The sequence below is a fragment of the Paenibacillus agaridevorans genome (assembly GCF_018604145.1).
Lineage (GTDB): Bacteria > Bacillota > Bacilli > Paenibacillales > Paenibacillaceae > Pristimantibacillus > Pristimantibacillus agaridevorans.
In genome coordinates, this window is sequence record NZ_CP075889.1 from 6322019 (window position 1) to 6337405 (window position 15387).

The window sequence follows — 15387 nt, forward strand, 5'->3', positions numbered from 1 at the left end:
AACTTATTTTTTTAGGAATGAACTTTATACTTTGCGCTTATAGTCAGTCGGAGAAACCCCTGTCCAATTACGGAACATGACTGTAAAATACCTATAGCTGGGAATGCCAACCTCTTCAGCGATTTCATACACTTTCATATTCGTTTGTTTAAGAAGCTCTACAGCCTTCTCCATTCGCATTTGCGTAATATATTGCGTCACCGAGGTCCCTGTTTCTTCGCGAAACAATCGACTGACATATTGCGGACTTAAACCAACCTGCTCGGCAATAATTGGAAGGGATATGGGCTGCTTCATATTGTCTTTTATCCACTGAAGCGCTAATCGAATTTCATGACGCGAATGTGTTTTCCCATTCTCGATCTCTATGATTCTCCTGCATACTATGTTAATTAGCTGAGATAAGCTTTTGACTTCCAGCATGGACGTTATATTCAAAAGAAGCAGTTCCCCTCCTCCTTGCTGATTGATCCACTCAACGAGCCAGCCTATTACATATTGCTTTAACTGTTCGGGTTGAACCCGCTGAAACATGCACCATTCGAAAAACGCATTCTTCATACACTCCACTAGCGACTCCGAATTCCAAGCCGCTTTTCTAAGGATCTCGGTCATTTCCTTCATATGCATCTCTGTCATAGCTTGTAATGGCTTCGGATGACCGTAGTAGACAAGGTTATCTTCTACACGATCGTAGAATAATGCTTCTCTCCACAGCGTAGTCTTTTCGATCGATTGGACGAGCTCATCGCTCGAAGCAAAAAACTCGCTAATAACAACTTGAATACGATGCTTATGCTCAACTAAAGAAGCCTCATCCGTTATTAAAGATACTAGTTGTTGCAATCGTGCCTCAATAGACGGTAAGAGAGGCGTAATTTCCTTTCCGGATAATGTCATCATCACAAAATACTCCTGCTTGCGCACGGTTAACCATGTTATACAAGTTGAATCAGAACTCTCCATGTCAGAAAACATTTGTTCCATTTGTGGTTGAGCTGCTAAAAACACAGGATCCGGCGCATCAAACATAAAGAGAACCAACACATAGGTAGTCTGGCCATCTAACTGAATGGCGCTCCAATCTGCGTATTGCAATGGATGGCCTTGGAGCAGCTTTTCGAAAAGCGCGGCTTGCAGTTGTCTTAACTCGGATTTTTCATTATCCAGAGACTTTCGTTCTTTTGCGACAGCTTGCCTGACTTTATCCAAAGCTCGTTTCATTTCCTGATCATCAATCGTAGCCTTCAACATATATTCAAGAGCGCCTATGCGGAGCGCCTCCTGTGCATAATGAAATTCACTATGGCATGTCAGCAAAATAATTTGTACAATCGGGTATCTCTTTTTTAGTTCGCGTATAAGTATGATTCCATCCATAACCGGCATTGTTATATCTGTAATGACAACATCCGGGACAAACGTCTCGCAAATCCTTAACGCCTCTTCTCCGTTGCTAGCTTCCCCAATAAGGACAGCGTTGCAATCCTCCCATGGAAACATCCGAAGCTCCTGTCTTAATGGCAACTCATCATCGACAATTAAAACATTTAAGGGCCTCATGGACATAAATGACATAGAACCATCCTCTCCTGATCCTTTATTTCCTGTAAGCGTAATCATAGTATCGAATATTATAGCTTATGCCCCTGTGCCCGACAATCAATCGATTTCCAACAAAAAAACAAGCTACCTGGAAGCTTGCCGGGTAGCTTGTCTATGCATCTTCTTGAATATCATACGAAAGACTCGTCATCATTCACTTGCAGCATTCCCTTTCTATTTCGAGGTATCAAACCGCAACTCGCTGACCGTTATCCCTTAATGGAACCCAGCATGGCGCCCTTGGCGAAATGCTTCTGCAAGAAAGGATATACGAGCAAAATCGGCAGCGTCGCCACGACAATGACGGCCATCTTGATCGTCTGATCCGGCGGCGGAACCGTGGAGTCCAGATCGGAGCTGTAATCCATGCCGCTGGCCAGTACGACAATCTGGCGAAGAAGAACTTGAATCGGCCATTTCAGACTATCGTTGAGATACAGGATGGCGCTCAAGTAGGTGTTCCAATACGTTACCGCGTAAAAAAGAGATAATGTAGCGATCGCCGGCATGGACAACGGAAGCACGATCCGGAACAGGATGCCAAAGTCGCTGCAGCCGTCGATCTTCGCCGATTCTTCCAATCCCTCGGGGATGTTCTGGAAGAAATTACGCATAATAATGAGGTTAAACGCGCTGATCGATGTAGGAACAATTAGCGCCAGATAACTGTCGATCATGCCGAGCTCGCGCACCACCAGGAACGTTGGGATAAGCCCGCCGCTGAACAACATCGTAAACACGACGAGGAACATAATGCCTCTGCGTCCGTCCAGGTCGCGCCTGGATAGCCCGTAGGCCATAAGCGCCGTCAGCAGCATGCTGAACAACGTACCGAATGCCGTTATGCCGACGGAGACACCCATCGCCCGGAAGATGGTGTTCGTCGAGAAGATGAACTTGTAGGCGTCGAAGCTCCACACTGTCGGGAACAAGATAAACTTCTTGACCGCCATCTCGGCGCTCGTCGTGAAGGAGCCGGCTACGACGTGCAGGAACGGAAGCACCGTCACCAGCGCGATGATCGCGAGCAGCGTATAGTTGACGGCGGCGAACACGCGTCCGCTCGCCGTTCTGTCTTCCACCATGGGGTTAGCCTCCTCTACTTTAATAAACGCCCTCTTCGCCCATGCGCTTCGCCAGCTTGTTCGCCAAGACGACCAGCACGAGCCCGATAAATGACTTGAAGAATCCAATGGCTGTGCTGTAGCTAAATTGGCCTTGCTGCAGCGCCGCCGTGTAGACATAGGTATCGATAATCTCCGCAACGTCGCGGTTCATGGAATTCAGAAGCAGATACACATGCTCGAAGCCGAGTTCAAGGACATCCCCGATCTTTAGAATGAGCAAAATAATGATAACGCTCCGGATCGCCGGCAGCGTAATATGCCAGACTTGCCTGAGCCGGCCTGCGCCGTCCATGCGCGCAGCCTCATACAGCTGCGGGTCGACCGACGCGATCGCGGCCAAATATATGATCGTTCCCCAGCCCGCCTCGCGCCATATCACCTGTATGATATAGGTTGGCCGGAACCATTCGGTGCTGAGCAGGAAATTGATTTTTTCGAAGCCGAGGTAGGCCAGCATTTCATTAATGATGCCTCCGTCCATGGTCAACATGACGAAACCGATGGACACGATGATGACCCACGACATGAAATGGGGCAAATAAACGAGCGTCTGGAAAAACCGTTTAAAAAACGTGATTCTTACTTCGTTCAGCATCAAGGCGAGTAGGATCGGAATCGGAAAATAAAAGAGCAGGTTCATGCCGAATAACAGAAGCGTATTGGTCAGAATCTTCATAAAATCCGGTTCGGTGAACAGTCTTTCGAAGTGCTTGAGGCCGACCCACTCGCTTCCCGCGAAGCCCCAATGCGGCTTGTAGTCCTGGAACGCGATGGTGAGTCCGAACATGGGAACGTACTTGAATGCAATGAAATACAGAATGCCCGGCAATATCATGACATAAAGCCATTTGTTCCGCCAAAGGCGTCTCTTCAGTTCGCTGCTGCTGCGGGGCTTTGCCGCTCCTTGCTTGATCTCCGTTGCTGCTGCGTGCTGCATGCTGGTTCTTCCTTTCCTGGGGAGTGGTTGCGGCCGCCCTTGAGAAACAAGGGAGGAGGATGGACGGAGCATGATGCTCACGATGGTCGTCCGCGACATCATGACTCGCGGCCCGTTTGCGGTCGTTCGCGACATCATGACTCGCGGCCCGTTTGCGGTCCGTTCGCGACATCATGACTCGCGGCCCGTTTGCGGTCCGTTCGCGACATCATGACTCGCGGCCCGTTTGCGGTCGTTCGCGACATCATGGCTCGCGGCCTGCCTGCGGTCCGTTCGCGGTCGTTCGCGACATCATGGCTCGCTCCTCGTCATCCTCCTCTTGCCCCTACTTGCTTAATGTCCGCTTATCCGCTTATTGCTTGAACGCCGCCGAGAACTCCTCGATCATTTGCGCGCCGCCGCGGCCTTTCCAATCTTCGATGGCTTTGTCGTAGCCGGCTCTGTCGAGGTCTCCGTAGATGTACTTGTACGTCGCGTCCTTGATCAGCTCTTGCAGCTGCGTGCCCTTCTCCGTGAATGTCGCGGAATCCAGAGGCGCCGTCGGATCGTGCACCGCGACCTTCTCGCTTTCCACAATAAGCTGCTCCGCATGGACGCGAACCGCCAAGTCGTGGAATCCCTCCAGCATGCCGTTTGTCTCCGGCTCGCCAATGACGCTGTCCTTGTAGCCTTTGACTTCGCGCTCCGTCAGCTCCGCGTTGTCGGAAGCCTTGGCCTTGCCATCCTGTACGTTATAATGCGTGCCTTCGATGCCCCAGTACATCAGGTTGGCCACTTCCGGCGTCATCATCTTGTCGAAAAACGCCAGCACCTTCTTAAGCTGCTCCTCGTCCTTGATCGCGCCCTTAGGGAACAGCACGACGTTGTTGTAACCCGGAATCGCCCAAGACGCATTCTCGCCGTTCGGTCCCGTCACCACGTTCTGCACTTCGATGACCGCATCTGGAACGTTTTTCACAAGATCCTTGTGCAGCGAGTTGACGTCTTGCAGGGAACCGATATAGACGCCGGCCTTGCCGCTCGTAAACAGATTGATCTGGTCCGTCTTGCTCGTCGCCGCGAAGTCGACGTTCATGAATTTGTTGTCGCGGATTTTCTTCATGAAATCCATCGTCGCCACGTACTGGTCGAATACGAACTCCGGCTGCAAGCCGCCGTCCTTCTCTCCCCAGTTGTTCGGCGTTCCGAAGTAGGCGGAGAGCGTCTTGAACGCGCCGTAGATGAGATCGTTGCGGTCCGTCAAGCCCAGCGTGTCGTTCTGGCCGTTTTTGTCCGGATCGCCATTCGTAAACTTCTCGATCATCGCGTACAGCTCGTCGATGGTGGTCGGTGCGCCAAGGCCGAGGTTATCCGCCCAGTCCTTGCGGTAGATGATGCCTTGGCGGGCCAGCGGACGTCCGATGTAAAGAGAGTACAGCTTGCCGTCGACCTTCGTATTGTTCAGAATTTCCGGCTTCAGCTTGTTCAGGTTCGGGAATTCGGCGAGGTAAGGACCGATCTCCCAGAACTGGCCGTCGCGGATCGCGCCTTTCATCTGGAGGAAGGTCGCCTGGTTCTTCAGATACGTCACTTGCGGCAGGGAGCCTGTCGCGAAGGAAGCGTTCAGCTTCTCTTCGTACGTGTCAGCAGGGAAAAATTGATAAGTCAGCTTCGTGTTCGTCAGCTTCTCGAGCTCTTTCTTGATCGTGTCCGGCGGCGTCTCCGAGATATTAAGCGGAAGCATGATCGTGATTTCGGTTGGTTTCTCAGGCTCGGCCGGTTTTTCCGTCGCCTGTGTCGCGCCTCCGCTGCTTTGAGTCGGGTCTAGGGTGCTTGCGCTATTGCCGTTGCCCCCCGAACATGCGGTTACTATCATGCTAAGCGTGAGGATGCTGCCCAATGCAATGGCTTTTTTGTTCATTCGCCTTGACCTCCGATTTATTTGGTTGGATGCTATGCCCCTGACTGGGACGATTAGAGCGTAGCATCGCCGCAATCGGTGCCGAAACAATCATTTGCTCATATCGCGCCTCCACGCCCGCCTCTCTGAGGTAATGATTATCGGCTGCGGGGGGATGACACCTCCGCCAACTGCAACCCGATTATTTCGGGTTGAAAGCATCCTAAGTTACTCCGGCGGGCTCTATAGCCCGATTTTCTCTGGCTATTGCGCTCGGCAGCGCTTGCCCCGCTCCTATAGCCCGATTTTCTCGGGCTATTGCGCTCGGCAGCGCTTGCTCCGCTCCTATAGCCCGATTTTCTCGGGCTATTGCGCTCGGTAGCGCCTGCCCCGCTCCTATAGCCCGATTTTCTCGGGCTATTGCGCTCGGCAGCGCTTGCCCCGCTCCAATAGCCCGATTTTCTCGGGCTATTGGGCTCGGTAGCGCTTGCTCCGCTCCTATAGCCCGATTTTCTCGGGCTATTGCGCTCGGCAGCGCCTGCTCTGCTCCTATAGCCCGATTTTCTCGGGCTATTGCGCTCGGCAGCGCCTGCTCTGCTCCTATAGCCCGATTTTCTCGGGCTATTGCGCTCGGCAGCGCCTGCTCTGCTCCTATAGCCCGATTTTCTCGGGCTATTGCGCTCGGTAGCGCCTGCCCCGCTCCTATAGCCCGATTTTCTCGGGCTATTGCGCTCAGCAGCGCCTGCCCCGCTCCTATAGCCCGATTTTCTCGGGCTATTGCGCTCGGCAGCGCCTGCCCCGCTCCTATAGCCCGATTTTCTCGGGCTATTGCGCCAGTCAGCCCCCCGCAGCATACAAAAAGGCCCTCCCATACACCCGGGAGGGCCACTATTATTTCGCGTTGTACGCTTCCGTATATTCCTTTATAATATCCGATCCGCCCTGCTGCTTCCATCGCTCCACTTCCCGGTAGAAGCCATCCTCGTCCAGCTTGCCCAACATATAGTTGTAGGTGGCGTCGGAGATAATCTTGTACAGCTCCACGCCGCGCTCGTCATACGTCTTGGACTCCAACCCGTTAGTGGGATCCGGCACGATAAACTTCTCGTTATCCGCCGTATACCTCTCGGCTTCCTCCTGCAGCGTCTCTTGCTCGCTAACATCCTTGACGTTGGGATTGCTGAGATCGGCGATCATGAGCACATACAGTCCGCCTGCCTCTGTCGTACGTGTCTGCGTCATCTCTTCGGGTAACAGCACCTTGCCGTCCTTCAACAAATAATGTTTGTCCTCCATGCCGTATTTGAGCAAATTCGCCACATCGCCGTCCATCGTCCGGTCATAGAACGCCAGAATGTCCAGCAGCTCTTCCTCGGTGCGGATCGCCTTCTTCGAAAACAGATACAGCCCAAAATAATTCGGAATCGACCAAACCCGATAACCCTCTGGACCCTGAATACGGTTCACCAGCGTAAATTTTGCCTTCGGATTAAACCGTTGGGCCTCATCGGACAGACGCTGCACGTCCTGCATGCTGCCAATGTATACGCCCGCCAGCCCGCGAATGACAAAGTCGCGCTGCATCTCCTTGCTGGTTACCGCAAAATCCTTGTTGATGAGCCCTTCATCATACAATCTTTTCATATAGTTCATCGTGTCGAGATAAGCGGCGGATTCGAATTCCGGTACAAGCCCGCCCCCCGCGCCATCCGTTCCCCAATTATTAGGCGTGCCGAAATAAGAGCCCAAAGTCTTGAACGCGCCAAACACAAGGTCGTTCCGGTCCACCAGACCGAAGGTGTCGTGCTTGCCGTTGGAATCAGGATCGTTTTGCGTAAACTGCCGGATCACCTCATACAGCTCCTCCAGCGTAGAGGGTTTGGACAGCCCCAGCACGTTTAGCCAATCCTCGCGGATGATGATGCCCTGTCTGGACGAAGGCCGCTCCGTGTATAAGCCATAAAGCTTGCCGTCCACGGCTGTTTGGGCAAGGATCCCCTTGTCGAGATGCTTCAGGTTCGGAAAACGCTCCAGATAAGGACCGATCTCCCAGAAGGCGCCGGATCGGATCGAATTCTTCATGAACATGTAGTCCGTATGTTTGGCGAATGTTACCTTTTTGAGCGAATTCGTCGTCAGAGCGGTATTCATCTTGTCGGTGTAGATGCCGTCCGGCACCCAGTTGATCTCCAACTGCGTGCCCGTCAACGTCTCCAGCTCGTTCATCGTTTCTTCACTCGGCGAGTGGGGGAAGTGCAGCGGCGCCATAATCGTTATAACGGGTTTGTCGTCTCCGCCGCCGCTCGACTTTTTGTCATCGCCGCCGGTGCAAGAAGCGCATAATAGAAGCAGCGGCAAAATTGCCAGCATGAGCTTGCGGAAGCGGCAGACAGCTGGTCTCTGTAGCCCTGACATCGAAATCCCCCTTGTACTTGCGGCCTGCAGCCGACATAATCTAAGCTAATGATCATCGCCAGAGAAGATGATTATTGTCCCGCATGTATGCGTTTACTAAAATAGTGGTAACAGCGACGCAATCTAGAGAGAGAAGGTGGAGAAGTCCGTGCGTTCATTGTCCTTTCTTAGCAAGTTGACGATCTTCGGCTGCCTGCTTGGCACCATTCCGGTTATCTTCATCGGGTCGTTCTCCTACATGACGTCGTCCAAGGAAATTCAGGAAAACGTGGCCAGCGGCAATCGCCAGTTGCTGATGCAAATTAACTCCAATGTAGAGCAGAAGCTCACGACTGTCAACCACACGCTAAATCAGGTGATTCATTCCACCGTCCTGAAGCGGGCCATTCAGGGGCCGCTGTCGGCGGACGACTTCATGACCTATAACGATATCCAGAATGAGATCCGGTATATGCAATCTTTTGACACGAAGCTGGAAGATGTCATTCTGATTAACGAGCGCCACAACTGGATGGTCAAAAACTCCGGTCTCTATGCGTTCGACCGCTACCCTTTCCACGAACAGCTGGCTTCGCTGCGAAATACGCCCGAGGGCGTGTCCTGGGTGCTGACGCCGTCGGAATGGTTCTACTCCGAGGAGAATGCCCGCGGCACCGCCGCTTGCACATACAGTATCAGCCTGGTGAAGAAGCTTCCAACGTCGGGTTTGGAGAAGTATGGCCTCGCCGTCGCCAATATTCCCGCCTGCAGTCTGCAGGATCTCGTAGAGCTGGAGACCTCGGACGCCACGCTTGCGCATATGATCATTCTGGATGAAGAAAACCGGATCCTGCTGCATAGCGACCCTTCCCTCATTGGACAACCGGCCGAGGCCGCGGGAATGCCCGCCGAGCGCCTGACCGACGCCGCAGGGGACTTCGTCGTGGCTGGAGAGCAGGGCAAACAATCCGTTACGTATTACCGGTCCGAACTAAACGGCTGGCATTACCTGTCGGTTTCCTCCATCTCGGCCATGACCAAGGAATCCGTCAAAATCGGCGCCTACACGCTGTACATCTGCCTGTTTATGCTGCTCGTGTCGCTGCTTCTTGCCTGGATCGGATCCCGCCGCATGTACTCGCCCATCCAGCTGCTGCTCGCCCAGGTCGGCGAGCGCATGACGGACGGACGCGCAGATAGGCGGAGCCGCAACGAATTCCAGGTCATCAGCGAGCGCGTGCACGGGTTGTTCCAGTCCAAATCCCAACTGGAGAAGGAGGTCCAGCAGCACGTGCAGCAAGCGCGCGCCTTCTTCCTGATGCGCGCGCTGCAAGGCAACGTTCGGGGAAGCTCGATGCCGGAGAAGCTCCGGCAGTTCGGCTACGGCGAGCAGTTCGAGAGCTGGCGGACTATGGCCGTCATGGCGCTGCAGATCGACTTTCAGGAGGACAGCCGTTATACCAAAGGCGATCTGGAGCTGCTGCTCTTTGCTGTCCAAAATATCGTAGAAGAGCTGGTGCCGTTGCAAGGCCGGCTGGCTCCCGTTGCCATGGACGGTACCATCGTCGTCGTGGTTGGGAGCGCCACCGAGGATGCCACGGGGTTCTCCGAGGAGATGTATGCCGTTACGGAACAGGTACAGAGCCAGGTTGCCGGTTACTTGAATGTGCAGATCAGCATCGGCCTCAGCCTGCCTTTCACGGCCTTCGATCATCTCTCCGTCGCATGCCGCGAAGGGATCGAGGCGCTTAAGCAGCGGATGAAGCTCGGTACGGGCATTATTATTCAATACGAGCATTTCGAGCAGCAGGAGGGCAAGCCGTTTTGGGGCATTGGCTACCCTTCTTACATCGAGAACGAGCTGCTCGACGCGATCAAGCTGGCCGAGAAGGACGCCTCCAAGGAACTGCTGAAGCAATTCCTGCAAGCCGTTTTCGCGGAGGAGCACAGTCCGCAGGAATACCAGATTCCGCTCGCGCGGCTGCTGAACAGTCTGCTTGTCGTCATGCAGGAATCCGGCGTCGGGCTAGGTCAGATTCATCCCATGAAGAGCTCGCTGCTGGAGGAGCTGCTCAAGCTGCCTACGCACGCGGAGATCGAGGAGTGGTTCTGGAGCGGCGTCGTGCATCCCATGGTGAAGGTGTTCCGAGACAGACGCGAGGCGCAATACCATAATATTTCGGAGAAAATCATCGATCTCGTCCAGCATCATTACGATTCGGATCTGACGCTTGAGGAATGCGCGGCACGTCTGCATTACAACGCCAATTACTTGAGCAGCGTCTTCCGCAAGGAGACGGGCCATTCGTTCAGCGAATATTTGACGATGTACCGGTTCAACATGGCGAAGCGCTGGCTGTCGGACAGCGAGATGCCGATCAAGGATATCGCCGCGCGGCTGCGCTACAACAACCCGCAAAATTTCATCCGCTCCTTCCGCAAGCAGGAGGGCGTCACGCCGGGCCAGTACCGCGAGCGGAAGCGGAGCGGGTAAGGTGCGGGTAAGAAGTAGGCAAGGAGCCGGTAAGGCGCGGGTAGGAAACCCGCTTGGGCGGAGGGGAGGCATATGGCCTTAACGAAACGAGCAACGTAGAAAAGCCAATGAGCCCGGACGTGCAGGTAGACAAGCCTGCCCGATCCGCACCACGCGCAGCTCTCGATCCTTGGCGGTGCCAGCTACCGCCCGCCTCTTACCTCTCCGGAACGCCCAGCTCCGCCCTGCCGCCCATATAGGGACGCAGCGCCTCCGGAAGGTAGATCGAGCCGTCTTCCCGCTGGTGATTTTCCAGCAGCGGGATCAGGATGCGCGGACTGGCTACGGCCGTGTTGTTGAGCGTATGGCAATAACGAAGCGTCCCCTCCTCGTCGCGGTAACGAATGTTCGAACGGCGAGCCTGAAAGTCGAGCAAATTCGACGACGAATGCGTCTCGCCGTAAGCGCCGCGGCTCGGCATCCAGGTTTCCAGATCGTATTGCTTATACGTCTTTTGCGACATGTCTCCCGTACAGACCGCCATCTGGCGATAAGGCAGCTCCAGCATGCGGAGCACCGTCTCGGCATGTCCCGTGATTTCTTGAAGCATGGCCTCCGAATGCTCCGCGTCCGCCTGGCAAATGACTACCTGCTCCACCTTGGCGAATTGATGCACGCGATAGAGACCGTGCACGTCCCGCCCTGCCGAGCCGACCTCGCTGCGGAAGCACATCGAAGCCGCGGCCAGCTTGATCGGCTGGTCGACATCCACAATCTCGCCTGCATAGAACATGACCAACGGCACCTCCGACGTCCCCACCAGATAGCGCTCTTCTTCCGCAATCCGGTACGTCTGATCCTCCCCTTGCGGGAAGAAGCCGGTTCCCTTCATCGCTTCCGCCCGCGCCATCAGCGGCACATCCAGCGGAGTGAAACCTCGCTCCACCAGCAGGTCCAGCGCCATTTGCTGGACGGCGCGATGCAGCAGCACGCCCGTACCGGTCAAATAATAATGCCGGCTGCCCGCCGTCTTTACCCCTCGCTTCACATCGACAAGTCCGTGCAGCTCCGCAAGCGCCATATGATCCCGCCATTCGAAGTCGAAGACCGGCGGCTCTCCTACCCGCTTCAGCTCCACATTATCCTCATCCGACTGCCCGATCGGCGTATCCGGCGATACGATATTCGGCACGCGTTCAGCCAGATTCTCTACAGCGAGCAGGACTTCTTCCAGCTTTCGCTCCAGCTCCCCGATGCGGCCGTTTATTTCCCGCACTTCGGCGCGTCCTCGTTCCGCTTCATCACGGTTGCCGCCCCGCATCCATCCGCCGATCGACTCCGACAGCTTATTGCGACGCTCTCTGAGTCCATCCGTCTCGCCTTGCGCCTTCTTCCTGGCGTCGTCCGCCTCCAGCAGCTCCGCAATCGACAACTTGATTCCTTTGAGATCCGCCGTCCGCTGTACTTCAGCCGCATGCTCCCTGATCCATTTCATGTCCAACATCGTGACACCGCTCCTTTGTTTGTTAGCTATGCCTCAAACCTTCAAAAAACACAAAAAGCGCCCTCATCCCACTGGGACGAGGAGCGCTTATACTCGCGGTGCCACCCAAATTGACCAGACAGACAATGGCCATGTCCGATCCTCTTTGTTCCGCGGTAACGGGCGGATTCCGGTAAACTTAGGAGGACGCTTGACCGAAGCGGCGCGGGATCAATCACGCTTGCTCCGCACCTTGCGGTACTTTGAGCTGCTATCCTCTTGACGAGTACGCCTCCGAGTTGGATTCTCTTCACGGGCATAATGTCGAATTCGATTTTTACGTATTATAGCTTATGCGATCGGTCTTGCGCAAGTCTTCGAACCGAATACGGCTTCGACTACGACCATCCCGCATTCCACTCGTCCAACGCCAATCGGGCGGCCCCAAGCAGTCCCGCTTCATTGCCTAACACCGCTGGTCTTACGCTAAGCGCTTGCTCCGTGCAGGAGCCAAGCCGCGCCAACAGGTCCCTCCACCACAATCGATGCGTATCCAAAATTCCGCCGCCAATGATGATTAGCTCAGGATCGTACAAATTCTGCAGAGAGACCAGTCCGGTTGCCAGATCGGACACGAATCGGCTTATAACGGCTCGCGACTGTTCATGTCCCAGCTCCAGTTGCCGCATCAACTCGCGACTGTCCCATCCGCTGTCCACGAGCTTCGCCGAACGGTTGAGGGCCGTTCCGGAAGCATATTGCTCCAGACAGCCGGTCTGACCGCAGTTGCAAGCCATGCCTCCGGGATACAGGATCATATGTCCGATTTCTCCCGCTCCGCCGCGCGGCCCCGCAATCAGCTTGCCGTCATGCACGAGAGCTCCCCCTACTCCGGTTCCCAATGTCAGCAGCACATAATGCCTGGCCTCCCGTCCGGCACCTAGCCAACCTTCTCCCAGCGCAGCCGCGTTGACGTCGTTGTCCACGAATACAGGCAGCGACAGCCTGGCCTCCATTACCGATTTCAACGGCGTGCCCATCCAGCCCGGCAAATTATCGGTCGCATAAAGCACCGTCCCCGTTTGCCTGTCGATTCGGCCGGCCGCGCCGATGCCAAGCGCTCCGATTTCCCCTCTATAATCGTTCCGAAGCTGACCGACCACTTCCTCCATGCAGGCGAGAATAGCCTCTTTGCCCTGGCTCACGGGAGTCGCAGCTTGAGCGAGTCCGATTATCGCGCCATCCGGGCTTATGATGCCCGCCTTGATGTTGGTACCGCCGACATCCATTCCTATGACATGCATCCCGTCCTTGCCAGCCGCCGCGCGCTCCTGTGCTTCAACCATTGAATCATCTCTGCCGTTCAACTCTCCGCCCACCTTTCACTTGCCGTAACCGAACTGAACTACTTTTGCGAAAGCTCATGCAAGCGCAGCAAACCAAACATATTATTCGTCGCGGTCCAGCCGGTATAAACCGAATACATGCCGCCTTCGTCGATATGGTTGTTCTGGTCGGCCCTGCCGTCCCATTGCCGGGTTACGGCATTGTAGGAGCCGCGCCAAGCTCCGTCCCACAGCGGCGATTCGCCTTTGCACTGGATGTCCGTCAAGAAGTTTGCCAGCTTGCGCGCGCCTTCTTCGTAGTTAACATCGCCGGTAGCCTGCCAAGCCTCTATGAGCGCCATCAAAGCGAACCCTTGCGTATAGACCAGATCGCATAGATTTTCGTTGTTTTGCAGTGCGGCATCTTTCGTCTGGGCGTCGTTGTTCAAGATTCCGCCGCTTCCATGCTGCAAGGAGAGCGTATAGGCGCCGGCCTTCTTCAGCGCTGTTGCAAAACGCTCGTCCTTCGTCAGACGGTACGCCACGCTGAAGCTATACAGCGCTTTGGCCGTCTCGGAGGACAGAGGTCTCCAATCTTCGGTCAGTTCCAGCTCGTAGGATGTCTTTATCCTGCCGTCTTCAAGCTGAAGCGCGAGCAAATAATCGTAAGCTTTCAATGCCGCCGTTTTGTACTTCTCTCCGCCTGCAGCTTGATGCAGAAGCAGGAAGCCGGCCGCAAGCCACAGCACAAAGTCCGGCCCTTTCGCAAGCTCCCACGTTTTGCCGTCCTTCCGCACAAAATTGCCTTCGGAACGCTGGATGCCTATCCAGTAATCGGCTACTTTCGCCGCGCTTTCCAGCAGGCGCGGATCCCGGTCGATTTCGTAGGCATGGAGCAACGCGATCATAATCCGGCCGTTGTCATTTTGGTAAAGCTTTTTCCCCGAATCCGTTACGGTATTCCCCTCTACCAAAAAGAACGGAAAACTCCCGTGCCAAACAGACATAGGATCGTTATCCTGCACGCGCAGCACCCATTCCTTGATCTTCGCGGCCAGCTTCGCGTAACGATCGGAGCCGGTGATCCGCTCGTACACCGTTAAAGTTCTGAGCAGCTCCGTATTGCAATCGGGCCTGACCCAGTTGACCCTTATATGCTCATTGATCCGAATCCGTTCGTACATGCCGTGATAGCCGCCGTCGAACGTCAGCATTTGCGACTCGATCCACTCCATGCACGTTTCTACGCTTGTCAAATACGTCTGGCTGTTCATGTCCTGCCTCCTTAATATAGCTTGTCCGCTACGGCATTGGCCGTCTTCATGATCGCTTCCGAAGTCCTCTCCCTGGAGAGAGACTCTACAATGGCGGACAACATGTCAATGGCCTGGATTTGCGCGATTTTCGTCGAAAGCGCCCCTCCCTGAAGCGGCGATTCCTTGGTGGGCACCAACAAAATCGCATCGGCAACCTGCGTAATCGGCGACCTGGCGTGACTGGTCAGGCAAATGACGGTGGCGCCGCTCGCCTTCGCCTTCTTGATCGGATCGACCAGATCCTTGGTGCTGCCCGACGTTGAGATGCCGAACACAATATCGTCTTTGCCTAGCAGCGACGCCGACATCGCAATAATATGCGCGTCTTGTTGCACTGTCACGGGCAAGCCGAGCCGCATGAACCGGTAATACGCGTCTTGGGCGGTAATGCCCGACGAACCTACGCCGATAAAATGAACGCGCTTGCCCGACAGTAACCACTCTGCGGCCTGCATCAACGATTTCGGGTCCAGCAAGGCTCTCGTATCCGCCATGACCTTCGTATGAATGGCGGTGACTCGGTTCATGATGGAGAGCGGGTAGTCGCCCTCCTCCACCTCCTCCTCGGTCTCCGCTTTCACCGCATTTAGCACCGTAACGGTGATCGACAGCTTGAACTCATGATAGCCGCTAAAGCCCAAGCTCCGACAGAAGCGAATGACCGAGGTTTCGCCAACGCCGGCCTTCTCGGATAGATCCGTTACCGTATAATGAACGGCCGCTTCCGGATCGTTCAACACCGTATCCGCCACTTTCTTTTCGGCTTTCGTCATGGACGAATATAAGCTGGAAATCGTCAGCAGCGTGTTGGCATTCCCCTTGATTGATGTTTTTTTCTTCATTTCCCG

At 54.8% G+C, this 15387-nt stretch carries 12 protein-coding genes; 2 read left to right on the top strand and 10 right to left on the bottom strand.

Translation table 11 applies throughout. The annotated features are described in order from the left end of the window. Positions 1–24: 24 nt before the first annotated feature. The 3 genes from KJW29_RS25375 to KJW29_RS25385 all read right to left on the bottom strand — a co-directional run bounded on the left by KJW29_RS25375 (position 25) and on the right by KJW29_RS25385 (position 3669). On the bottom strand, positions 25–1578 hold the full coding sequence (locus tag KJW29_RS25375; RefSeq protein ID WP_246608374.1) for a helix-turn-helix domain-containing protein: 1554 nt from the start codon (positions 1576–1578) through the stop codon (positions 25–27). Between the two features lie 236 nt (positions 1579–1814). Beyond that, the gene (locus KJW29_RS25380) at positions 1815–2690 is read right to left on the bottom strand and encodes a carbohydrate ABC transporter permease (RefSeq protein WP_214626723.1); all 876 of its coding nucleotides are present in this window, start codon (positions 2688–2690) and stop codon (positions 1815–1817) included. A 19-nt stretch (positions 2691–2709) separates the two neighbouring features. After that, a complete protein-coding gene (locus KJW29_RS25385; RefSeq protein ID WP_087571328.1) occupies positions 2710–3669 on the bottom strand; it encodes an ABC transporter permease in 960 nt (319 codons plus the stop codon). Positions 3670–3739: 70 nt separating this feature from the next. Between KJW29_RS25385 and KJW29_RS25390 the strand changes: the two genes are divergently transcribed. Continuing rightward, positions 3740–3883, top strand: a complete 144-nt coding sequence (locus tag KJW29_RS25390) for a hypothetical protein (protein WP_214626724.1) — start codon at positions 3740–3742, stop codon at positions 3881–3883. A 138-nt stretch (positions 3884–4021) separates the two neighbouring features. Here the strand turns inward: KJW29_RS25390 and KJW29_RS25395 are convergent, their stop codons facing one another. The 3 genes from KJW29_RS25395 to KJW29_RS25405 form a co-directional block, all read right to left on the bottom strand. Then, positions 4022–5569, bottom strand: coding sequence for an extracellular solute-binding protein (locus tag KJW29_RS25395; protein WP_214626725.1), 1548 nt, complete (start codon positions 5567–5569; stop codon positions 4022–4024). A 202-nt stretch (positions 5570–5771) separates the two neighbouring features. Continuing rightward, a complete protein-coding gene (locus KJW29_RS25400) occupies positions 5772–6503 on the bottom strand; it encodes a hypothetical protein (RefSeq protein WP_214626726.1) in 732 nt (243 codons plus the stop codon). Further along, a complete protein-coding gene (locus tag KJW29_RS25405) occupies positions 6440–7963 on the bottom strand; it encodes an extracellular solute-binding protein (protein WP_246608375.1) in 1524 nt (507 codons plus the stop codon). The genes KJW29_RS25400 and KJW29_RS25405 overlap by 64 nt, the downstream gene beginning before the upstream one ends. 148 nt (positions 7964–8111) lie before the next feature. Here KJW29_RS25405 and KJW29_RS25410 point away from each other — a divergent pair, with 148 nt between their 5' ends. Then, positions 8112–10436 (top strand): AraC family transcriptional regulator, encoded by a 2325-nt coding sequence (locus tag KJW29_RS25410; RefSeq protein WP_214626727.1) that lies wholly within the window; start codon positions 8112–8114, stop codon positions 10434–10436. 196 nt (positions 10437–10632) lie between these two features. Here KJW29_RS25410 and serS read toward each other — a convergent pair whose 3' ends face one another. The 4 genes from serS to KJW29_RS25430 all read right to left on the bottom strand — a co-directional run bounded on the left by serS (position 10633) and on the right by KJW29_RS25430 (position 15381). After that, entirely contained in the window at positions 10633–11919 is a 1287-nt protein-coding gene (serS, locus tag KJW29_RS25415) for a serine--tRNA ligase (protein ID WP_214626728.1), read from the bottom strand. A gap of 377 nt (positions 11920–12296) precedes the next feature. Then, positions 12297–13265 (bottom strand): ROK family protein, encoded by a 969-nt coding sequence (locus KJW29_RS25420; RefSeq protein WP_214626729.1) that lies wholly within the window; start codon positions 13263–13265, stop codon positions 12297–12299. 38 nt (positions 13266–13303) lie between these two features. After that, complete coding sequence (locus tag KJW29_RS25425; RefSeq protein WP_214626730.1) at positions 13304–14497, bottom strand: glycoside hydrolase family protein; 1194 nt, start codon at positions 14495–14497, stop codon at positions 13304–13306. A gap of 11 nt (positions 14498–14508) precedes the next feature. Beyond that, a complete protein-coding gene (locus tag KJW29_RS25430; RefSeq protein ID WP_214626731.1) occupies positions 14509–15381 on the bottom strand; it encodes a MurR/RpiR family transcriptional regulator in 873 nt (290 codons plus the stop codon). Positions 15382–15387 lie beyond the last annotated feature (6 nt).